20 protein-coding genes and 1 other RNA gene are annotated in these 21,209 nt (G+C 54.6%); 7 read left to right on the top strand and 14 right to left on the bottom strand.

Translation table 11 applies throughout. The features are described from left to right. Positions 1-41 precede the first annotated feature (41 nt). Complete coding sequence (gene argH / locus B2952_RS06840) at positions 42-1,466, top strand: argininosuccinate lyase (RefSeq protein WP_290734744.1); 1,425 nt, start codon at positions 42-44, stop codon at positions 1,464-1,466. Here argH and B2952_RS06835 read toward each other — a convergent pair whose 3' ends face one another. The 4 genes from B2952_RS06835 to B2952_RS06820 are packed head-to-tail and all read right to left on the bottom strand — an operon-like array spanning position 1,467 to position 4,825. After that, the gene (locus B2952_RS06835; protein WP_290734746.1) at positions 1,467-2,381 is read right to left on the bottom strand and encodes a TraB/GumN family protein; all 915 of its coding nucleotides are present in this window, start codon (positions 2,379-2,381) and stop codon (positions 1,467-1,469) included. 9 nt (positions 2,382-2,390) lie between these two features. Then, positions 2,391-3,140: an ABC transporter ATP-binding protein gene (locus B2952_RS06830; protein WP_290734748.1), complete on the bottom strand. Its 750-nt coding sequence runs from the start codon at positions 3,138-3,140 to the stop codon at positions 2,391-2,393. Beyond that, positions 3,137-4,114, bottom strand: coding sequence for a FecCD family ABC transporter permease (locus tag B2952_RS06825; protein WP_173382664.1), 978 nt, complete (start codon positions 4,112-4,114; stop codon positions 3,137-3,139). The genes B2952_RS06830 and B2952_RS06825 overlap by 4 nt, the downstream gene beginning before the upstream one ends. Positions 4,115-4,123: 9 nt before the next feature. Continuing rightward, positions 4,124-4,825, bottom strand: a complete 702-nt coding sequence (locus B2952_RS06820) for a hypothetical protein (RefSeq protein WP_173382665.1) — start codon at positions 4,823-4,825, stop codon at positions 4,124-4,126. Between the two features lie 165 nt (positions 4,826-4,990). Between B2952_RS06820 and nspC the strand changes: the two genes are divergently transcribed. Both nspC and tsaE read left to right on the top strand, forming a co-directional pair. After that, positions 4,991-6,118, top strand: coding sequence for a carboxynorspermidine decarboxylase (gene nspC, locus B2952_RS06815; RefSeq protein WP_290734750.1), 1,128 nt, complete (start codon positions 4,991-4,993; stop codon positions 6,116-6,118). Beyond that, a complete protein-coding gene (gene tsaE / locus B2952_RS06810) occupies positions 6,119-6,541 on the top strand; it encodes a tRNA (adenosine(37)-N6)-threonylcarbamoyltransferase complex ATPase subunit type 1 TsaE (protein WP_173382667.1) in 423 nt (140 codons plus the stop codon). Here the strand turns inward: tsaE and B2952_RS06805 are convergent. After that, the gene (locus B2952_RS06805) at positions 6,538-7,239 is read right to left on the bottom strand and encodes a hypothetical protein (protein ID WP_290734752.1); all 702 of its coding nucleotides are present in this window, start codon (positions 7,237-7,239) and stop codon (positions 6,538-6,540) included. The genes tsaE and B2952_RS06805 overlap by 4 nt on opposite strands. A 150-nt stretch (positions 7,240-7,389) precedes the next feature. Here B2952_RS06805 and B2952_RS06800 point away from each other — a divergent pair, with 150 nt between their 5' ends. Beyond that, the gene (locus B2952_RS06800) at positions 7,390-7,953 is read left to right on the top strand and encodes a manganese efflux pump MntP family protein (RefSeq protein ID WP_290734754.1); all 564 of its coding nucleotides are present in this window, start codon (positions 7,390-7,392) and stop codon (positions 7,951-7,953) included. On the opposite strand, the gene B2952_RS06795 is transcribed toward B2952_RS06800, so the two are convergent. From B2952_RS06795 to dapF, 3 genes are read right to left on the bottom strand one after another with little or no spacing between them, the layout of a single operon-like run. Further along, positions 7,950-9,470 carry a sigma 54-interacting transcriptional regulator gene (locus B2952_RS06795; RefSeq protein WP_290727230.1) on the bottom strand — a complete coding sequence of 507 codons (1,521 nt, stop codon included), beginning with the start codon at positions 9,468-9,470 and terminating at the stop codon, positions 7,950-7,952. The genes B2952_RS06800 and B2952_RS06795 overlap by 4 nt on opposite strands. A 27-nt stretch (positions 9,471-9,497) precedes the next feature. Continuing rightward, the gene (locus B2952_RS06790; protein ID WP_290734756.1) at positions 9,498-10,706 is read right to left on the bottom strand and encodes an LL-diaminopimelate aminotransferase; all 1,209 of its coding nucleotides are present in this window, start codon (positions 10,704-10,706) and stop codon (positions 9,498-9,500) included. Beyond that, positions 10,706-11,575 (bottom strand): diaminopimelate epimerase, encoded by an 870-nt coding sequence (gene dapF, locus B2952_RS06785; RefSeq protein ID WP_290734758.1) that lies wholly within the window; start codon positions 11,573-11,575, stop codon positions 10,706-10,708. Before dapF ends, B2952_RS06790 begins: the two co-directional genes overlap by 1 nt. Positions 11,576-11,836: 261 nt before the next feature. Here dapF and B2952_RS06780 point away from each other — a divergent pair, with 261 nt between their 5' ends. Together B2952_RS06780 and B2952_RS06775 are read left to right on the top strand one after the other, a co-directional pair. Continuing rightward, entirely contained in the window at positions 11,837-12,727 is an 891-nt protein-coding gene (locus B2952_RS06780) for an FKBP-type peptidyl-prolyl cis-trans isomerase (protein ID WP_290730041.1), read from the top strand. Positions 12,728-12,924: 197 nt separating this feature from the next. Further along, positions 12,925-15,045 (top strand): glutamine synthetase III, encoded by a 2,121-nt coding sequence (locus tag B2952_RS06775; RefSeq protein ID WP_290730039.1) that lies wholly within the window; start codon positions 12,925-12,927, stop codon positions 15,043-15,045. Between the two features lie 113 nt (positions 15,046-15,158). On the opposite strand, the gene B2952_RS06770 is transcribed toward B2952_RS06775, so the two are convergent. From B2952_RS06770 to B2952_RS06755, 4 genes are all read right to left on the bottom strand, one after another. After that, positions 15,159-15,671 carry a PAS domain-containing protein gene (locus B2952_RS06770; RefSeq protein WP_173365537.1) on the bottom strand — a complete coding sequence of 171 codons (513 nt, stop codon included), beginning with the start codon at positions 15,669-15,671 and terminating at the stop codon, positions 15,159-15,161. Continuing rightward, complete coding sequence (locus tag B2952_RS06765; protein WP_290734759.1) at positions 15,668-17,170, bottom strand: LamG-like jellyroll fold domain-containing protein; 1,503 nt, start codon at positions 17,168-17,170, stop codon at positions 15,668-15,670. Before B2952_RS06765 ends, B2952_RS06770 begins: the two co-directional genes overlap by 4 nt. Then, on the bottom strand, positions 17,163-18,002 hold the full coding sequence (locus B2952_RS06760) for a TIGR02147 family protein (protein WP_173365535.1): 840 nt from the start codon (positions 18,000-18,002) through the stop codon (positions 17,163-17,165). The genes B2952_RS06765 and B2952_RS06760 overlap by 8 nt, the downstream gene beginning before the upstream one ends. Before the next feature lie 218 nt (positions 18,003-18,220). Next, the gene (locus B2952_RS06755; protein ID WP_173382820.1) at positions 18,221-19,843 is read right to left on the bottom strand and encodes a cellulase family glycosylhydrolase; all 1,623 of its coding nucleotides are present in this window, start codon (positions 19,841-19,843) and stop codon (positions 18,221-18,223) included. 130 nt (positions 19,844-19,973) lie between these two features. Between B2952_RS06755 and ssrA the strand changes: the two genes are divergently transcribed. Then, positions 19,974-20,333: a transfer-messenger RNA gene (gene ssrA, locus B2952_RS06750) on the top strand. A 57-nt stretch (positions 20,334-20,390) separates the two neighbouring features. On the opposite strand, the gene rpmA is transcribed toward ssrA, so the two are convergent. Together rpmA and rplU are read right to left on the bottom strand one after the other, a co-directional pair. After that, a complete protein-coding gene (gene rpmA, locus B2952_RS06745) occupies positions 20,391-20,651 on the bottom strand; it encodes a 50S ribosomal protein L27 (RefSeq protein ID WP_163441840.1) in 261 nt (86 codons plus the stop codon). Positions 20,652-20,654: 3 nt separating this feature from the next. Further along, positions 20,655-21,140, bottom strand: a complete 486-nt coding sequence (rplU, locus tag B2952_RS06740) for a 50S ribosomal protein L21 (RefSeq protein ID WP_290727222.1) — start codon at positions 21,138-21,140, stop codon at positions 20,655-20,657. Between the last annotated feature and the right edge of the window lie 69 nt (positions 21,141-21,209).

Genomic DNA, 21,209 nt, shown 5'->3' with positions numbered 1-21,209 from the left:
AAATTCTATATTTGCGCATGAAAAACAAAAGGACATTAATCATGGCAAAGACCAACGGAAAAAACACTTCGAAAAAAGGCACCCAGACCAACATGTGGACCGGCCGTTTCGCTAGCGGCATGGCGCAGAGCATGGTGGACCTGAGCTTCAGCCTGCAATTCGACGCCGAACTCATCGAAGAGGACATCGAAGGAAGCATCGGCCACGGCAAGGGCCTGGTGGAATCCGGTGTGTTAAGCAAGGCCGACTACAAGAAGATTTGCGACGGACTCGAGAGCATCCTCAAGGACTACAAGGCCGGCAAGAACCTGTGGAAGGAATCCGACGAGGACATCCATATGGCCGTGGAACGCGTGCTCACCGAACGCATCGGTGCACTCGGCAAGAAGATTCACACGGGCCGTAGCCGTAACGACCAGGTCTGCACGGACTTCAAACTCTACATGCGTCACCGCGCCACCGAAATCCGCGCTCTCGAAGTGAGCCTGATGGAAACGGTGCTCGACCTCGCGAAAAAGTACTTCGGCAAGATGATGCCGGGCTACACGCACCTGCAGCAGGCACAGCCCATCTACTTCAGCCATTACCTGATGAGCATGTTCTTTGCCGTGAGCCGCGACGTGAAGCGCCTCGACAACTTCCTGGAACTCCACAGCGAACTCCCGCTCGGTAGCGGTGCCATGGCAGGCTCCGCATTCCCGTACCACCGCGCCTTGGTGGCAAAGGAACTGGGATTTAACGGCGTTAGCCCGAACAGCATCGACGCCGTGAGCCATCGCGACATGATGCTCGAATTCGAAGCCGACCTCGCCATTATCGCAAACACCATGAGCCGCTACGCCGAAGACTTCGTGAACTGGAGCACCAGCGAATTCGGCTACCTCACCCTGCACGATGCCTTCTCTAGCGGGTCTTCCATGATGCCGCAGAAGAAGAACCCCGACTCCATGGAACTTATCCGCGGAAAGTCCGGCCGCATGCTCGGCAACTTCAGCGCCCTCTACACGCTGGTGAAGGGTGCGCCGCTCAGCTACAGCCGCGACCTGCAAGAAGACAAGGAACCGGTTTTCGACTCCGTCCATAACGTGAAGGTGATTCTCCGCGTCATGAAGGAAGCCTTGGAAAGCGCACATTTCAATTTCGACAAGATGCACGCGAAGATGCTGCCGGCGCTGCTGGCCACCGACCTCGCTGACTTGCTGGTCGAATCTGGCGTGCCGTTCCGCGATGCCCACCACGTGGTCGGTAGCCTGGTCGGCGAAGCCGCCCGCCAAGGCCTCGAATTCACGGACCTCTCTGATGAGGCCTGGGCCAGCGCCGGTGTTCCGAACGTCAAGCAGATGAAGAAGACCCTCACCTTCGAATACAGCGTAAGTCGCCGTAACATCGAAGGCGGCACCGGTCCCAAATCCGTGAAGCAGCAGTTCGTGAAGGCCGCCGCAATCTTGAAGAAATTCAAGAAGTAATTACTTCTGTTCGACAGTGAAGCCCTTGGCGCGGAGAAGTTCTATGGCGTTTTCGTCCTTCCCTGCCAGATGCGCCGCACCTACGACGATAAAGACCTTGCGGTCGGAGGCCAACAAGCCTTCGACCGTTTTTGCCATCTTGCGGTTACGCGAAGTATAGATGCGCTCGTTGAGTTCCTCTGTCAGAAGCGAATCCTGAGCATCCTTCGGGTGCGATTCCAATTCCATAGCATCGCGGAACATTGCGACATCGCCGGTTTTCCACGCACGCATCATCAGCGTGATACTCGAATCGAGCAGCGGCATATCGCGCAGCGTACTCCTCATGTAGTAAATGCCTAGAGAATCTGGGATTCCCTCGCCCGAAAGCGCATTGACCTGTTCTTCGACCGTTTCGAGCGAAACAATAGGTTTCCCCATTTTGCGGGCAGCCATGAGAAAATAAAGGTCTATTCCATATTCAGGATGGAAGCCCCTTCGCTGTATGGCTACGGAACTCAAGGTCATTGCCGCTGCCCAAGGCCTGTATGGGTTGAACGTCCCTAACGGAATGTACCACGCCATGCAGAGGCTATCGAGCGAGCTCTGCACATCCGCAGGTAAAATCTTGTCAAGGCTTTCACCATCCGGGAGCAGACCGCGCTGCGCAGAAAGCACCATAATTTCCTTGACAACGGAAGTATCGCTCATGTCGAGTTCGACACCCAGTTCGTCCGAATGTTCAAACGCATCCGTTATCTCGGAAGCGAGCGGATAGAACGAGGAATCCGCAAAATGCACACTTCCGAGAAGATAGACACTGGAATTGGAATCCGAGACCTTCCAAAAGAGGTGTTTCTGCGCACTGTCGCTATTGAATGAGAAACATCCTATCAGGAACAACGCGAATACAAGACTGAACAAAACGATTTTCATATTTAACACCTAGAATTCGCCCGTCCAGCCGAAGAGTCCTTCGGCACGGGCATTGGATGCAGGGGCGACACGAATGGTTCCGCTATCGAGGACGGCAATCCGGTCGCTGTACCTTTCCGCATATTCGAGCGAATGCGTCGACACAACAATTCCCATGTTGCGGTCATGCGCCAACGACCGAAGGGTACGGAAGAGCGCATGGCTTCGCGGAATATCGAGGAACGCATTAGGCTCATCCAACAACAGGACGCGCACCTCCCGCGCGACCGCCTGAGCCAAGAAGACACGGCTGCGTTCGCCGTCGCTCAATTCCGCAATGGCGCGATCCGCAAAGCGCGAGACATCAAGAAGATCCATCGCATCAAAAATGCACTTTTCGTCTTCTGCACTTCTTCCATCGAGGATTCCCGAATAAGGCGTTCGGCCAAGGCTAACGAACTCGCGCACCGTCATGCGGGCGGGAGGCGCGACGCCCATGCGGACGAGCGCCACCAGCCGCGCACGCTCGCGGTCCGACATGCGGTCGGCCGAGCGCGCGGCTGAAACGGTCCTGCCGCAAAGCAGGACCGTCCCGCCCCGCGGGGACAATAGGCCAGCAAACGTCTTCAAAAGCGTACTCTTGCCACATCCGTTTTCGCCCATCAAGGCAACGACTTCACCACCATGCAGTTCGAAATCGAAAGCCGACGTAAACGGTTCCCGTCCCGGATAGCCAAAAAGCAAATTCTCGACTTGCAGGAGTTCATCAGCAGAATTCATAGCGACCTCCCCTGCCGCGCCCCGCGCACGAGTACATACAAAATAACCGGAACACCAACAACGCTCAGCACTGCGTTCAAAGGAATCCATTGCGGAAACACACCCGCTACCAACGCGAGCAACGAACCGCACAATGCTGAGCCCGGCAGAAGAACCCGATGGTTCGTTGTCCTGAACATCAGATAAGACAAGTGCGGCACGGCAATTCCGATAAAGGCGACAGGCCCGCAGAACGCCGTCGCTGCGCCGGCGAGAATGCTCGAACCGACAAGGACGCAAAGCCTCGAACGCCCGACCTGGATGCCCAGTCCGCGAACAAATTCATCGCCCAGGTGAGCTGAATTCAGGTAGCGCATGGACAGGACCACCGGCAAAAGTCCGACCGCGACCGCCAGGGCAAACACCCAGATGCCGTCAAGCGTGAGCCGCCCGAAACTCCCGAAGCCCCATGCCACATACACCTGGAGGCTTTCGCCTTCGGCCCCGGCAATCAGGAGGCTCACCAGGGCATCGATAAAGTAGCCAAGCAAAAGTCCCGCCACAAGCAAGACCGAGCTCTGAGAGAACCTGGATGCGAACGCGATAATCACAAGAGTGACGACGAGCGCACCGACAGATGCAGCCCCGAGCGTTCCAAAATGTCCGATACTAATTCCCGCAAGCAACGCAAGCGCAACGCCAAAACTTGCACCGCTGCTGATGCCAAGCACAAAGGGCCCGCACAGGGGATTGCGGAACACCGTCTGTAGGCAAAGGCCCGACACGGCAAGCGACATCCCGGCAAGGACGGCGGCAGCCACCCTCGGGATGCGGAGCTCCCAAAGGATCCGCGACACCATTGAAGAATCCGGAGACATGAGTGAATCGAGTAATTTCGAGAACGGAACGTCGACCGGACCAGACACCAGCGTCCAGACAGAAAAAAACAGAACGCCTAGAAAAAGCGTCCCGAAACAGAGGGCTATCCGTTTCATCAAAAGCCCTTATTTTTTGGATTTAGCCTTGGCCTGATCCTGCTTCTTAAGTTCGTCAGAGGCCTTCTGGTCGCGAACGTAATTCTCGGGAGGAACATTCTCGAAGCCCTGAAGTGCGTTAAGCCAGTTGTCATTCAGGTCGCGGAACTCGAGCTTCTTCAGGTTGTGCTTGAGCGTATCGCCCGAAATCTTGAAAGTCACGTAGTCCCAGCGGATGACCTGACGGTCGCGGAACACTTCGCGGGTCACCATGGAAGAATCGTTGTCGAAACGGTAACGGGCCTTGTAGGCGTAGTCACCCGTCTTCTGGTAGCGGTCGGCAGACGCATAGGTGCGGGTGGCACCCGTAAGCGTGTCGTTCATGTTGAACTGGAGTTCGGCATCGCGGAATGCGTGGCCGTGGGCCACGATGGGAGTGCGCCACACGCCGTTGACCTGGTCCTTGACCTTCTTCTGGAAAAGCGTATCGACCTTCCAGTGGTCGAAGTTACTCTTGTCATACTTGGCACGCTGGACATACTTGCCCGCCTGGATCATCTTGCGCACGCTGTCGGCCTTCGCCTTCGCAAGGCTATCGGAATTAGCCTTAGGGGCACTGGACTGGTTTGCGGAGTTCAAGGAATCCAGCTTGTGCTGAATCATCTCGTCGAGAGTCCCCTGTGCGCCACGGGATGCGACGACAGAGTCGACGGGTTGTTGTGCAAAAGACACCCCCGCAAAAGCAAGGGATACAAACGCTGCAAAAATACACTTATGTATAGACAAAATCATCGTCTAAAATTTAGTTAAAGAGTTAAAAAAAAGGCTCGGTCAACTCAAAAAACGGCAAAAAAAAGCAGTCTACACAAAAACGGGGCACAATTTTATATTTGGGGCATGCTCGATTACACCCAAGTCCCCAGTCCCTGCTTCGTTCTAGACGAAAAAAGGCTCGTCCGGAACATGGAAATCCTGGACGATATCCAAAAAAGAACTGGCGCCAAGATAATCTGCGCCCTCAAAGGCTACAGTTTTTGGCGTTCCTTCCCGCTCATCGCACGCTACCTCCCCGGAGCCACCGCCTCGAGCCTCAACGAAGCTCGCCTTGCCCGCGAAGAAATGGGAAAAGAGGTCCACGTATTCGCCCCAGTCTATGGCAATGACGAAATCGACCAGATCCTCTCGCTTGCCGACCACATCAGCTTCAACAGCTTCAGCCAGTGGGCGCGGTTCAAGGCAAAGACCCTTGCCGCAGGCGTGAGCGCCGGCATCCGCGTCAACCCGCAATTTTCGACCGTAGAAACCGACATCTACAACCCTTGCGGCAGGTTTTCGAGACTCGGCGTCACCGAGGCAGAATTCAAACCGGAACTCCTGGATGGAATCGAAGGGCTTCACTTTCATGCCCTCTGCGAGCAGGACGCCGACGCACTCGAAGGTGTTCTCTCGGCTTTCGAACAGCACTTCGGCAAGTACATCGACCGCATGAAATGGGTAAACTTTGGTGGCGGCCACCACATCACACGCAAAGACTACCACAGGGACGACCTCGTGCGCATCATCAACAGTTTCAGGCAGCGCCATCCTGGAGTCGAAGTCATCCTGGAACCGGGGGAAGCGGTCGGCTGGCAAACCGGCGAACTGGTAGCTACGGTCGAGGACATCGTCCACAACGAAATGGACATCGCCATCCTGAACATTTCTGTGAGCGCCCACATGCCCGATTGCCTCGAAATGCCCTACAGGCCTGCAGTTACGGGTTCCGGAATGCCCGGCGAAAAGAAGTTTACATACAAACTAACCGGATGTTCCTGCCTTGCGGGCGACCAGCTCGGGGACTTTTCCTTCGACAACCCGCTAAAGGTCGGCGACAGGATTATTTTCGAGGACATGATCCACTACACCATGGTGAAGACTACTTTCTTCAACGGGGTAAGGCACCCGAGCATCGGCAAGTTCGACATGGAAGGCAAATTCCACCTGCTACACAAGTTCACGTACGAGCAGTTCAAGGACAAGCTGTAGATGACCTTCAATAGCGAAGAAGAGACCTACAACTGGGCCGTGGAATTCGGCAAATCGCTCAGGCCGGGCGACATGGTCGCCCTATACGGGAACCTGGGGGCCGGCAAGACGGTAATGAGCCGGGGAATCTGTAAGGGACTCGGTTTTGAAGGTTCCGTCTGTTCCCCCACCTACACCATCCTGCACGAATACCCGAACGAGCCTCCCCTTTTCCATTTCGACCTCTACCGTCTGGAACCGGGCGCAGAGCTCTACGAAGTCGGCCTGGACCACGACTACCTTTCAAAAGGCATCACGCTCATCGAATGGCCCGAAAGGCTCGACGGCGATACCGGCGACATCACGCACAAGATAACCATCGAAATCATCTCGGAAAATGTCCGCGAGGTGAAGCTCGAAACGTTCGACAGGAAAAACGGCTAGAAAGCGTACTTGACACCGCAGATCAGCATTCCGGCCTGCCCTAACCCATATTCGCCGAACACGGAGATGGGGCCTCCCAATTCGAAACCGAGAACACCGACATTGAACATCAGTCCGTGGCCGTCATACCAGAACACGCCGCCAATGCCTGCATAGGAATAGAGCCTGAAATATTTGAAGTTCAGGTAGTTCAGCTTGATTCTCGGAATGACCGAGATAATCGCGTGACTGTCCACGGTCGTATAGTCGACCATGACCCCCACTTCCAAAAGGTAGAACAGTTCGAAACCGTAGCCGAGAGAATAGGCGATCACATCCGGGTCACGATCATCTTTATGCGCCGCATGGATAATGATATCCAGCCAAGAGGAGAGCGGCAGGAATCCAAAAAAGACGCTGACATTTTGACGTCTCTTCTGCCAGGCATCCTCCCAGGATTCCTCTTTCGGAGCAGCAGGCTGTACCGCCTTGGTATCGTCATAGACGATAGGTTCCACACGCGCAGGCGGTTCCGGTGCAGGAGATGCGCTTTCTTGTGGCAGAGGCGTCGCCATGGATTCCTCTTGCGGAGCGGGCGCCTGGACGGAAGAATCAGCACCAGCGGCAACCTCTTCATTCCCGACTTCTTCATAGCCACTATCATCGACCTGCGCAAACGCGACAGAGCACGCGAACAGCAAAAAAGCAATTTTTTTCATCGGGAACCTCCGCTATACGTTTTTTACAAAATAACCTTTTTTTCAAGAAATGAACAAGGGCGCAACATGAAATCCGTAAAAAGTGACATGGAACACCCAATTCCATCGCATATTTTCTAATTTTTAGCCCCGACACAAGAAAAATCCAAAATGGGAATCGTTGAAATCGTCATCATCGCAATAGCGGAAGCCATGGACTGCTTCGCTGTCGCAATCGCTACAGGGCTTTCCAAGTCGGGAATCCGCTATAGCCGAGCGCTGCTCCAGGCGGTAAGTTTCGGCATTTTCCAGGGCGGAATGACGCTCCTCGGGTATTTCCTCGGAAGTTTCGCCGAGCGCTGGTTCAGCTCCGTAGGCACGCCCATCGCCTGCACGATACTCTGCATCCTGGGATTACGCATGATGTGGGGAGCCATCCACGGCGATGCCGGAGAAAAGGAAGGCGAAGAGATCGCGGCCAAGAACCTCACCGTCGCCAACATCCTGCTACTCTCGGTCGCGACAAGCATCGATGCATTCGCAGTGGGAATCTCGTTTGCATTCATCAACGCGAACATGGCCATCGCGACATCTTCCATCGCATTCGCGAGTTTCGCCATGGGTGTCATCGGCTACGAAATCGGACGCCACGCCGCCAAGAGATTCAAGACAAAAATCCCCGAAATCATCGCGGGGATTATCCTGATAGGCATCGGCGTAAAGATGCTGTTTTAGCGTCCGGACTTGATGCCGAGTTTGTTCATACGGTAGTTCATCATGCGCGGAGACACGCCCAGGTCACGACCGGCGGCAGAGAGGTTCCCGTTGTTGCGCTTGATAGCTTCCGTAATGATTTCGCGTTCGTAATTGTTCATCATCACCTCGAGCGGGGCAATCTTCGTAGAAACCGTCCCGTCGTTCCCGACACTCAGGCTCGTCTGCAACGATGGCGGCAGGTTGTAGCTGTGGATACAGTCGTCACTCGCCGTAAGCACAGCACGTTCAATGCAGTTTTCGAGTTCACGCACGTTGCCCGGCCAATGGTAGCTCATGAGCAGGTTGATGGCCGTTGTCGAAAGACGCGCAACCTTCTTGCTGTAGCGGAGGTTCATCTTCTCGATAAAATGCTCCGCGAGCAGGATGATGTCGGACTTGCGCTTCGCAAGGTCGGGCATCGAAATCGGGAAAATGTTCAGGCGGTAGAAAAGGTCTTCGCGGAACTTGCCCTGCGCTATCAGTTCTTCGAGATTGCGGCTCGTCGCGGCCAAGAAGCGCACGTCGGAATGGAGTTCCTCGTTGCTCCCCACTCGGCTGAAGGTGCGTTCCTGCAAGAAGCGCAACAGCTTCACCTGCGTCTGCATCGTAAGGTCACCGACTTCGTCCAAGAAGAGCGTGCCCCCGTTAGCTGCTTCAGCACGGCCGATGCGGCGGTTCATGGCACCCGTGAACGCCCCCTTCTCATGGCCGAAAAGTTCGCTTTCCACCAGGTTTTCCGGGAGGGCCGCGCAGTTGAGCGTTATAAACGGCTTGTCCTTCCTTGAAGAAAGGTTAACGATGGCACGCGCGATCATTTCCTTGCCCGTACCGCTACCGCCACGGATCAGGACCGTAGCGTCGCTGGGAGCTACCTGGCGTACCTGTTCGTAAATCTGCTGCATCTCCCGGCAGTTACCCACCAGGTCGCCCGGATTGTTGGAAAGCATGTCGCGGAGCTTGCGGTTCTCTTCCAGCATGGCTTCGCGTTCGTTGTGCAGCTCAATACATTCGTTGGCGGCATCGCCCGTAATGTTGGCGATAATTTCGAGCAAGGCAACATCGCGGTCAAGATCGGTGGCCCCATCCACGGGGCGGTCTATGGAAAGCGTTCCGATGACAACTCCGTCATGAATCAGCGGGACGCAGATGAAGGCCACCTGGCTTTCGTAATGGCGGCTTCCGGTGCGGTTCAGGAACCGGGAATCCTTGCGGAGGTCGGGAATCACGTGGCTGATGCCGCGTTCGGCCACATGGCCCGTAATGCCCTCGCCCATGCGGTACAGGCCTTTCTGTTTTTCGGATTCGTCAAGACCACGCGAGGCTTCAATCTTGAGCGTGTCGCCAAATAGGAGAGCGAAAGTGCCGCGCAACATGCCGAGCTCGGATTCAAGAATGCCAAGCACATTCTCGAGTAACTTTTCCACATTGCGCTCATGAATGATGGCGACGCTAATCTTCTGGATGACCGAAATTTCTGAGCCTATAGGAATGGGCATGGACATAAAATAGAAATTCCTCGAAAATTAAAGTTTTTCCCTTATTCTCCTGAGGGCTTCGCAGGTGCGTTCGTAGTCGCCGAAGGCAGTCAAACGGAAATACCCTTCGCCGCAGGGACCAAAACCGCTACCGGGGGTGCCCACGACCTCGCAGGTGGCAAGCAGACGGTCGAAGAAGTCGAAGGACTTTTCGCCGTCAGGAATCTTCCACCAGATGTACGGGGCATGCTCGCCGCCGAACACCGTGTAGCCTGCCTCGGTAAGTTCCTTGCGGATGACGCCCGCGGTCTTCATGTAGCCCGCAATAACGGCCTTCGTCTGCTGCCAGCCGACCGGGCTGTAAATGGCCTCGGCTGCTCGCTGGGTCACGTAGCTCACGCCGTTGAACTTGGTGCACTGGCGGCGGTTCCACATGGAATGGAGTTTCGAAAGTTCGTGCGGGATTACCGTGTAGGCGCAGCGCACGCCGGTAAAGCCGGCAGTCTTGCTGAAGCTCCTAAACTCGATGGCGCAGGTGCGGGCCCCCGGAATCTCGAAGATGGAATGCGGGAGGCTCTCGTCCTGGATATAGCAGTTGTACGCCCCGTCAAAGAGTATTATCGCCCCGTTCTCGTTGGCGTAATCCACGAACTTCTGGAGCGTCTCGCGGCTGAGCACCGTACCCGTCGGGTTGTTCGGGCTGCACAGGTAAATCATCTGCACCGGGTTCTTGGGCAGGTCGGGCTGGAAGTTGTTTTCCGCTGTCGATGCAAGGTAGGTGACCTTGGAAAAATGTCCGTCATCTTGCAACACGCCGGCACGCCCTGCCATCACGTTCGAGTCCAGATAGACCGGATAGACAGGGTCCGGGATGGCGATTTTTACATTTTCTGTAAAAAGTTCCTGGATGTTCGCAACATCGCACTTGGAACCGTCACTCACGAAGATATCGTCCGGATCCATCTCGATACCGCGAGAAGTGTACTCGCCCGCGACAATCGCCTGGCGCAAAAAATCGTAGCCCTGCTCGGGCCCGTACCCGCGGAAACTCCCCTTCTCGGCCATCTCGTCGACAGCCTTGTGCATGGCCTTGATGACTTCGGGAATGAGCGGAGTGGTCACGTCGCCGATACCCAGGCGCACGATATCGGCATCGGGTTTCTTGGCCTGGTATTCGGAGATCTTCTTTGCGATGGTAGAAAAGAGGTAACTGCCGGGCAGCAAGTCGTAATTCGGATTGATGATAGACGCGTTCATTAAATGGTTCCTCTAAAAACTTCCTGTGCGGGGCCGGTCATGAGAACCGGGCCATCGTTTTCGTGCTTGATGTGGAGCGTTCCGCCGTCGAGAATCACGTCGGCTTCTACGCCCACGCGGCCCGTACGCTGGGCCGCAACGAGGGTTGCGCAGCTACCAGTGCCGCAGGCCATGGTAACGCCGCAACCCCGTTCCCAAACCCGCATGCGGATTTGGGTGGGCGCCCCCTGAACTGCTGGCAAAACCTGCGCGAATTCAATGTTGCAGCGGTCCGGGAACTGCCTGTCGCATTCGAGCACGCGCCCCCAGTCTTCCAGCTGAATCTTCTCGATGTCGTCCACGAAAATGACTGCGTGCGGGTTCCCCATCGAAACCGTCTCCGCGGTAAAGTCAAAGCAGCCTGCCGTAAGCTTGATGCTCCCAAGAAAATTCCTCGGGTTCCCCATGTCGACGCACACGCGTCCATCGTCCAGGAGTGCAGGCTTCACGAGCCCGCTTCTGGTGTGCAGGTTGAAAACTTTCTGACCCGGCTTTGCAAGCCCGCGGCTCACAATGAACTTCGCGACACAGCGGGTAGCGTTACCGCACATCGCCGCCTCCGAACCGTCGGCATTGAATATGCGCATCTCGAAATCCACGCCGTTCGGCGCGGACTTCGAAGCAGGACCGACACCCGCATCGCCAAGCACCAGGCAACCCTCGGCATCCATCGGCGTCACGATAACCACGCCATCGGCACCTATGCCAAAACGGCGGTCACAGAGTTTCTTTACACGCTGTTCAAAGCCGTCGCCATAATCCGGCGACTCACCCGGCTCCAGCAGCACGAAATCGTTGCCCAGCCCGGTCCATTTCGAGAATTTTGTCATTATATACCTTATAAAGGGTTTCGTTTGCCCTTCAAATGCAAAAATTATGCCAACTTTACAAAAAATGTTATATTCAACCCCAAAATGACGTTTTTAATTAAAAAAGTCAATTTCAAGGCTCTAAAACTTTTACATAGAATGTAAAAAACATCGTTAGTTTTTACAAGTTCTGTAAAAGTTATATACAAAACCAAAAGGCCCGTCCTCTCAAAAAAAGAGTTATATTTACGACATCCCTGCTCCCCGCACCACAGATAATATATGTTTTCCAACCTGATACTCGCCCTGGCCATAGCAGCACCCCTCGCCACGCAGAAGGACTCCGTCAGCTACGCATTCGGAACATTCTTCGCCAAAAGCGCCCACAGCCAGCTCACGGCCCGAGATTCCGTCAACTTTAACCTGGACCTCTACCTCGAGGCCTTCAGGATCCATTTTCGCCAGGACACCGCACACTACCTGATGAAGGAGGACGCCATCTACAAGGCACTCCGCAATCTACAGCACGTGGCGCAGGAAGAAAAGCAAAAACTATCCGAGACACTCCTCGACAAGGGAACCACGGTCGGCTACGCACTGGGCGCATATCTCGGCAAACAGGTCCATGATCAAGTCGTAGCCCGCGATTCTGTCGACCTCAATATCGATATTTTCTGCCAGGCCTTCGAGATTCGTTTCAAGGAAAATTCCGCCAAGTACCTGCTGAGCGACGAAGAAGCACATGCAATCCTATTGGACGTATCCAAGCGGAAGAATGCAGAAAGGCGGCGCGCCAATGACGAATTTCTCGTAAAGAACAAGAAAGCCAAAGGCATCGTGACAACCAAATCCGGTCTCCAGTACAAAGTCATCGTCAAGGGCAAGGGTGCGACTCCCGGCCACACCGACATCGTCAAGGTCCACTACACGGGCACACTCATCAACGGAAAAAAGTTCGACAGCTCATTCGACCGCGGCGAACCACTCGAGTTCAAGATTGACGCAGTCATTCCGGGATGGACCGAGATGCTCGAACTCATGAAGGTGGGAGAAAAAGTCATGGTCTGGATTCCACCCGAACTCGGCTATGGCGAGAACGGACGGCCGCCCAAGATTCCGGGCCACAGCGTCCTCGTTTTCGAAATGGAACTGCTCGACACGCACGCCCCTTAATAAAAAAAAGCAGTCGCCCACACAGCGATGTAGTTTACATTATTTGTAATTAAAAAAATTTTCTTTCATTTTCTGGAAAAAATCAAATTAATGTAATCGGCCGTTTTTACCGATTCCGTGCTAAAAATATCGCTTTACTCATATTGGCACAATTTTTGCATCTATGGCACCGAAATCAAAAATCATAGGAGATTGCCATGAGCAACGAATACAGGCTGAAAGCCATCAAGGAAATCGCGAGCGAAGCCGCGGGCGCAAACATGCCCGCAGCACCCGCAAGTCTCGACTTTTACGGCGAGGACGTCTTTAACGCGGAGGCCATGCGCGCCTACCTGCCCAAGGACATCTGCAAGAAACTGTTCGCCACCATCGACGAAGGCGCACCCCTTGACGCGAGCATCGCGAACGAAGTCGCACACGCCATGAAGAAATGGGCCATCGACCGGGGTGCCACCCACTTCACGCACTGGTTCCAGCCGCTCACCGGTTCCACCGCCGAAAAGCACGACTCCTTCCTGGAACCCGAAAACGGCAAGGCCATCATGGCCTTCAGCGGCAAGAACCTGATTGTCGGCGAACCGGACGCGTCCAGTTTCCCGAGCGGCGGCCTGCGTTCCACCTTCGAAGCCCGCGGCTACACTGCCTGGGACCCGACCAGCCCCGCATTCATCAAGCGTCACGGTAACGGTGCAACACTCTGCATCCCCACCGCTTTCTGTAGCTACACCGGCGAAGCCTTGGACAAGAAGACTCCGCTGCTCCGCTCCATTCAGGCCCTGCAGAAGTCCGCCGATCGTCTCATGGGCATGTTCGGCGTTGCCCAGCAGAAGGTCACCGTCACGCTCGGTGCCGAACAGGAATACTTCCTCATTGACAAGCGTTTCTACCTGCAGCGCCCCGACCTGTACCAGGCCGGCCGTACGCTGTTCGGTGCAGCCCCTGCAAAGCACCAGCAGATGGAAGACCATTACTTTGGTAGCATTCCTGCCCGCATTCTGAACTTCATGAACGACGTGGAAAAGGAACTCTGGAAGCTCGGCATTCCGGCCAAGACCCGCCACAACGAAGTCGCCCCGGCACAGTTCGAACTTGCCCCGATGTTCGAGGAAGTGAACCTCGCCTGCGACCACAACATGCAGATTATGGAAGTGCTCCGCCAGGTGGCCGACCGTCATGGCCTCGTGTGCCTGCTGCACGAAAAACCGTTTGCCGGCATCAACGGGTCTGGCAAGCATAACAACTGGTCCGTAAACTACGGCAAGACGAACCTGTTGAACCCGGGCAAGGACCCGCACCAGAACGCCATCTTCCTCACTACGCTCTGCGCCGTGATTTACGCCGTCGACACCCACGCCGACCTGCTCCGCATGGCTGTTTCGGGCGCGGGCAACGACCACCGTCTCGGTGCCAACGAAGCGCCTCCGGCAATCATCTCCATGTACCTCGGCGACCAGCTTGCCGACGTTATCGACCAGCTCGAAAAGGGCGACCCGAAGTCCAGCAAGCAGGCTGGCGTCATGAAGCTCGGTTCCGACACGCTGCCGCCTCTCCCGCGCGACGCGACCGACCGTAACCGTACTTCTCCGTTCGCCTTCACCGGCAACAAGTTCGAATTTCGCGCTCCGGGTTCTAGCCAGAGCTGCTCCGAACCGAACGTCATCTTGAACACGATTGTTGCCGAAGCTTTCGACATCATCGCCGACAAGCTCGAAAAGGTTCCGGCCGACAAGTTCCATGAAGAATTGCAGTCCTTGCTGCAGAAGATCGTGAAGGAACACAAGCGCGTTATCTTCAACGGCAACGGCTACACCGACGAATGGGTGGAAGAAGCAGCCAAGCGCGGCCTCCCCAACACCCGCACCACCATGGAAGCGCTCCAGGCCCTGAACAAGACCGAAAACGTCGCCCTCTTCGAAAAGTACGGCGTGTTCAACAAGCGCGAACTGGAATCCCGCTACGAAGTGAACCTGGAAGAATACCACAAGAAGATCCACATCGAGGGAAAGATTTCCGACGACATCGCGAAGAACGTCATCTTGCCGCAGGTGCTCTGCGCCTACAGCGCTGCCCTCAAGACCAACGCCATGGCCAAGGAACAGGGCTTTGCCGCGGTGGATTCCTACGCCCAGGAACTGGGAGAAGGCTACAAGGCCCTCGCCTCTGCAATCGAACGCATGGAAAAGGCCCTGGGTGAAAAGCACGAGAACATTCTCGAAGCGATGGCGGATCTCCGCGTGCAGGTGGACAAGCTCGAAAAGGTCATCCCCGACGAAAAATGGCCCCTGCCGAAGTACCGGGAGATGTTGTTCATATACTAGACCTTCATAAGCATACTCATCCTTATTGCTCAATAGAAACAAGGCCGCGCATCATTTGATGCACGGCCTTTTTAAGGATTACTCTATGAAGGACGAAGTTGTCTAGAATGCTTTTACACCTGCGCGGCAGCGAGATTGAAAGCCTCAGGATAGGCCTTCGCGGCACAATTGTCGCACAGCACACGCATGCGGGTTTCGGCAAGGGTATTCACGCGCACATGCTCTCCGCAATGGGCGCACTTGGAAAGGAACACCACAGACCGTGTTTCTTCCGCAGGAGCCTGCTCCTTCGCCAAGACGGGTTCGCCAAGACGGCTGACCGTGTTGCGGAACGTGATCTTTCCATCGGCATCCTGGACGATTTCGCGAGAGAGGCAGCACTTGAAGCTACGTCCCTTGCGGTTTCGCATGCGGAAGATAAACTTCGTCTGGGAAAGGTTTTCGCAGCTGCTGAACATTTCCCAGTCACCATGATAGCGGTAACAATCGGTGATGTAGTGCCACACAACTTCGGATTCGGAGAACCCGAACATACGGCAGAACCGTTTGTTGCCCGAGAGGATTCGCCCGCTCTGGTTGACCTCGAAGCGCGCGATATCGAGATTGTTTTCGTTTTCGGCCATCATATTGCACCTCCCTTGAGATAGTAGCGGTAAAGCACATCCGACGCGGTAATCGCCGTGGTGCTCAGCCGCACATCGTCCAGTTTGATATCCATGGATTCCTTACCGAAGAAAATCGGTTCAGGAGAAACTCCGATGCGTTCAACAGACACCTTCTTCTGCGAAGCGAGATTTCCGTTGATGTAGAGCGAAGAAGTTTTCCCATCCCATACTGCCGTCACATACACCCACTTGTCAAAGTTTTCGTAAGTCGAGAACACTGCATCGCTGCATTCAAAGCCGCTCGAAGAACCATCCGCGATAAAGAACCCAAGAGAAATGTCCTCGCGTCCGCATTCCCCATCCAGCACGGCGATACTGAACACGTCCTTGTCTTCGGGCGAGCCGAAACCAAGCTTTCCAACGATGTTCTTGCGATACTCACCGGATTTGAGCTTAGACAGGTAAATCCAGGCCTCGAACGTCAACGCGGTTGCGCTGTCGAGTATGCCCCGGTCATTCTCGATAACACCGAATTCATCGGCTCCATAGAGCGCAAGGGCCTTCTGCGAAGGGCCATTTTCTAGCGAATCAACTCCATAGAGGAGGATTCCTTCCGTCCAGCCGCGCGCATCGCCCACCTTTTTCGTGTCTTTCGCCACTTCGCTCAAGAAATCCATCGACCACCAGCTGCGAAGCCCGAACTCCGGAGAAAGTGGGAACTGGAGGCTCTTGGAGGCAACCACGTCGGCATCACGCACTATTTCGTCCGAAGAAGTTGTCGGCAAAGCCCCCACTAGCGAGGAATCATTGCCATTGAAAGGTTCGCCGGCGGATTTAGACGTGTCGGTACTGTGCGAGGGTTCGCTCTCGCTTTCGGTAGCCTTCGAAGCGAAGATTTCAAACAGTCCTGTCGGAATCGGCCCACGGAACTTGGATGACTTCTTGCCCACGCTCACCACGTAGATGGCATCCTGGAAATGAATCGGATCCGGAGATTTCGCCAATAGCGGCTGAACACCAAGCGGCACATTTTTCAATTCGAAAGAACCGTCTTCATCCGTCTCCGTCAGCCACGGGGATCCCGGAATTCCAATCTTGATTCCGGCTGACACCGTATCGAGCCTCAAGTGGAAATTGCCTTCCACAACTCCCGTCTTTTGAAGCTTTGCGGCAATTTCGATTTCCGATCCTTCGAAATCAACGGATTCATAATAGGACATGGAATCGCGACGTGCGCTGACGCCATACTGTCCACGCTTCATCAACGGGAATCCGAACTTGCCATCGCTATCCGTCGTATCGTTGAAAACGATCGAATCGACCGTGAAGTGCATCGCGCACACGGGAACGCCGGCAACCGCCTTGCCCGAACCGTCCACAAGTATTCCAGCGACGGTGTTCGTCTCTTCGCTCACGCCTCCGGAAATTCTTCCGTCAGAGCAGCCGACAGTCGAAATACCGACGAATCCCGCACACATCAAGGCGAAAGCGAACAATCCAAGATAGGTTCTCCTAAACATTTTCCACCCCCTTCTTGATTTCCTTGGTCAGGGGGAACAGTTGCACGTTCAGCCTATAGACACGTTCGTCACCGCGGTCCTGCATTACGATAGCGGCCACGCGACGGCGGAAATCTTCAATCTCTTTCGAGATGCGATAAAAAGCATCCTCGGAAATCCCCAGCGTGAGGCCCGAAATGTCGCGTTCGCGCACGGGCACTTCGTCAAGCGCACGGACAGCGAGTTCACCCATCTGGCGGTGCATCTCGCGAACGGAAAGGCTAGCCACCTCGATGTTGCCGGTCGAAATTCCCTTAGAGGACTGTTCGAAATTCCCGTCGGAATCCTTGTTCAGGAGCCCTACCTTCTGAAGCAGCGCCAGGGATTTCTTGACCTCGGAGGTCGGCATGTCGAAGGCGATGTTGTCGGCCATCTGCGAAGGCGTGGCTCCCGGCATCTGCGGGGCGAGTTCGCGAACCACGGGATTCACCCACGATTCGTAATAATCGTACTGGTCCTCGCCCACCAGCGTAAAGGCGTTTTCTTTCGCAATAGCGCGAAGTTCCTTGAACAGGGACTTCTTTTGGGCGGCATCCTTTTCCTGATTGAAGTTGACGAGGGCGCGGAAATACTTGAGATCAGCGCCGACAAGGCCCATGGCTTCTGCCACACGTTCGATGCCGACTTCGCTCAGGTTTGTCTTGCCGTCACAAACAAGCTTGAGGAAAACCGGGGAGGAATAACCGGCCGCTTTCGCAAAATCACGCCACGTAAAGCCGGAACGGAGCTTCCGTTCGGCGTAGTAGTCGCGCACGAAAAAGCGAAAATTCTGGTATTCCATCACAGGTTTCATACATTTTTGAATATATATCTTTTTTTCGCGTCGCGCAATAGATTCATGATACAAAAATTAAAAATTTACATAAAATTCAACATTTTTATAAAAAATGACCATTTTTTAGCAAAAATACATGATACACACTTGTCGAAAACGAATGATATTCCACACCAGAATATTGCGAAAAGGAATATTTAGGTGATTCCCGTCGTCAAAAATCGCAAACCAAGAAACTAGGCCTGGACGTCTTTTACGACCATGATGCCGCCCTTCTCGATTTTCGGGTAGCTGCGCATTCCTTCCCCGCCTTTGCCGCGGTCGAGGACTTCCTCGAGCTCGCCCTGGGCGTTGTAAAGGTGGAGTTCCCAAGGCCCGTTCGGGGCGTTGAAGTAGCCGGAGTTCTTCTGCACGTTGCGCTGGAAGGTACGGTTCAAGCGGTCAGCCACGCTGCGGGCCTGCACCAGGCTGATGTCGGCGAGCGTCCACGAGATCGGGGTACCGCCCATGTCGAAAATCAGGAGCGCATCGGGGTCGGTGTCCTCCTTCATGGTAAACTTCCAGCTGAAGTTCTGCCAGCTCGTACTCAAGTCGAGTATACGGCCGTTGGCATAGGGGGTATATTCCTCGGAATCGCGCTTGATATTCACATTCAAGGTGCGTGGCTTAGCCGCCTTCGCGCGCATGCTGAATATATAGGTGACGCCGTTGCGCAAGGTCAGGTGTTGTTTGAACTGGAGGCCCCAGGTCTCCTTGCCCGCCTGCTCGATATCGAAATGCACTTCTCCATTTTCCACACGGACGTTCGCCTTGCCGCCCCAGAAGTCGGTAGTCCAGCAATCGAGCGGATTTTCCGCAGAGAAGTCCCCGTTCTCGATGATGTTCGCACCACCGCCAAGGGAGCCCGTTGTATAGTCCTTGTTCTGGATGAACATCGGAATGACGCTCGTATTCTGGATTCCGAGCGGGCTATCCACGGCCACCTCTCGACCCCAGCCCACGAGCGTGTTGTACGAGCCGTGCTCGGTCATGTCCATCTCGGTGCTGTCGAAGTTGCCCGGGCCCCAGCTCCAGCAGAGCCAGCCGATATTCAGGCGTTCGCATTCGGACATGATATGCTTGTAAGGAATCGCCTTGACGTCTCCCGCCGCAATCGGGGCAAACTCGCCCACCACCAGCGGCAGATCAATCTCGACGGACTTTTCGAGGCAAGCCGTGATGCGATCTTGGACCGTAGCAAAGCCAGTCGCCTTGGCATCGTGGCGTTCGCTGGGCCACCACATATGGATAGAGAAAATAAGGTTGTGTTCCGGATCCGCCTGCAACAGGCGCGGCCCCACGGAAAGCAGGTTCTTTTCGTTCTGGCCCCAGTAATCGGCATCGATCATGATAGGAATGCGGATTCCAGCCGCCCTCATGCGCGTCACGATGATATTGTACGCAGAGAAGAATTCCTCGGATTCGACTTCATGCGAGCCCGGTTCGTTGCCGACATTCAAGATCAGGTATTCCTGATGGTTCGAGATCATCTGTAACGTCTCGTCGCGGAGCCAGAAGTCGAGAGCCTCCGTCAGGCGGTCCCAGTTGCCCGTCGTGTCGTGAATTTCAACAATCGGGATCATGTTGTTTGCGATGCTGAGGCCCACAATCGTATCGAGATCGCTCACGCGACCGCGCGTGTTCCAGACAATGCGGACGCAGTTCGCGCCGGTCTTTGCTATTTCGGGAATGGTCTTGCCTTCGCGGTCAGTCCAAATGAACATATGGTTGATTCCGCGCAGAACCACCTTCTCGTTGTCCTTGCTGTAAAGGTAGCGCCCTTGGACAAAGAAACCCGGCTTCGCATTCGCTAAATTCATACTTCTTTTCTCCGAAATCATTTTTTCGTGTATAAATATATATAAATACCACCTTTTTTGAGCGATTAAAGATGGAACTTTACAAATCTTCCCTTTTTGACGATAAATTTGTATATTTGGGAAATACACCGGGGGTGATCTGGTTTCGACAGGGTTACCGAAGTGTTAGTTGCAAGCCGAGGTCTCAGACGAGGGCACTCGTAAAAAAGTCTGAAAAAAAATAAGTGCTGACGAAAACTACGCACTCGCTGCCTAATTAGCGGCAACGCCGGGCCTCATTCCGCTCCCATCGGGATGAACGTCCGGACGAAATATGGGATAGGATTCTCGCATGCCTGGGGCTAGAGTCCGAGATTCACTAGGCTGGCCGAAATCTGCACCGACCTTCTTGGGCGTGGACAAGGCGAGACCTTAAATACGAAGGGAAAGCTTGTAGGAATGGACATGGACGTGATTTTGGACAGGGGTTCGACTCCCCTCACCTCCAGAAACAACGAAAAACCGGACGCGATTGCGTCCGGTTTTTCAATTCCGATTCTAGATCAGATTAGGCTTCTTCCGGATAGACGGAGACCTTCTGACGCTTAGCATCGAGGCGTTCAAACTTCACCTTGCCATCGACGAGAGAGAACAAGGTGAAATCCTTGCCCATGCCCACGTTCACGCCACTGTGGAAGTGAGAACCGCGCTGACGAACGATGATGTTGCCAGCCTTGACGGTTTCGCCCGCGTACTTCTTAACACCAAGATACTTGGCGTTACTGTCGCGGCCGTTACGTACTGAACCTTGACCTTTCTTATGTGCCATGGATTAAGCCTCCTTAGCCTTGCGCAGAGAGTTCTTCTTGACCTTGGCGGGCTTTGCGATACCCTGGGCAATCTTTTCCTTGCGAGTAAGGGGCTTGACCTGCTCCTTCTGCTTGGCGAGCGCGGCCACGCGAGCGCGGTTGCGTTCAATCACCTTGGAATCGACCTTTGCGGATTCTGCGCCGGAGCGAAGTTCCGTAACCAGCACCTCGGTATAGCCCTGACGATGACCGTTACGGCGTTCGTAACGGGTGCGACGCTTCTTCTTGAATACGATGACGGTGTCGTACTTGCCGTGGGCAAGCACTTCGACCTTCACGGAGGCGTCGTTCAGGACAGGGGTGCCGATTTGCACTTCTTTTCCTGCGAAAAGAAGAACGGACTTGAGCTCCAGTTCGGAACCAACAGCGGCGTCAAGAGTGGGGACCTTGTAGGCCTTGCCCAGCTCGACTTTATACTGGAAACCACCTGTTTCAACAATAGAATACATTTTTGTAATCCTTTTTGGTTGCTATTGGGACTCCAAATGTAGCAAAATTCAAGGAATTGTAAAGGGATT

Origin of the sequence: Fibrobacter sp. UBA7003 (genome assembly GCA_002449765.1) — a bacterium.
In the GTDB taxonomy this organism is placed as follows: Bacteria; Fibrobacterota; Fibrobacteria; order Fibrobacterales; family Fibrobacteraceae; genus Fibrobacter.
The sequence above is the reverse complement of the archived record's forward strand: the minus strand, read 5'-3'. Positions and strand labels throughout refer to the sequence as shown.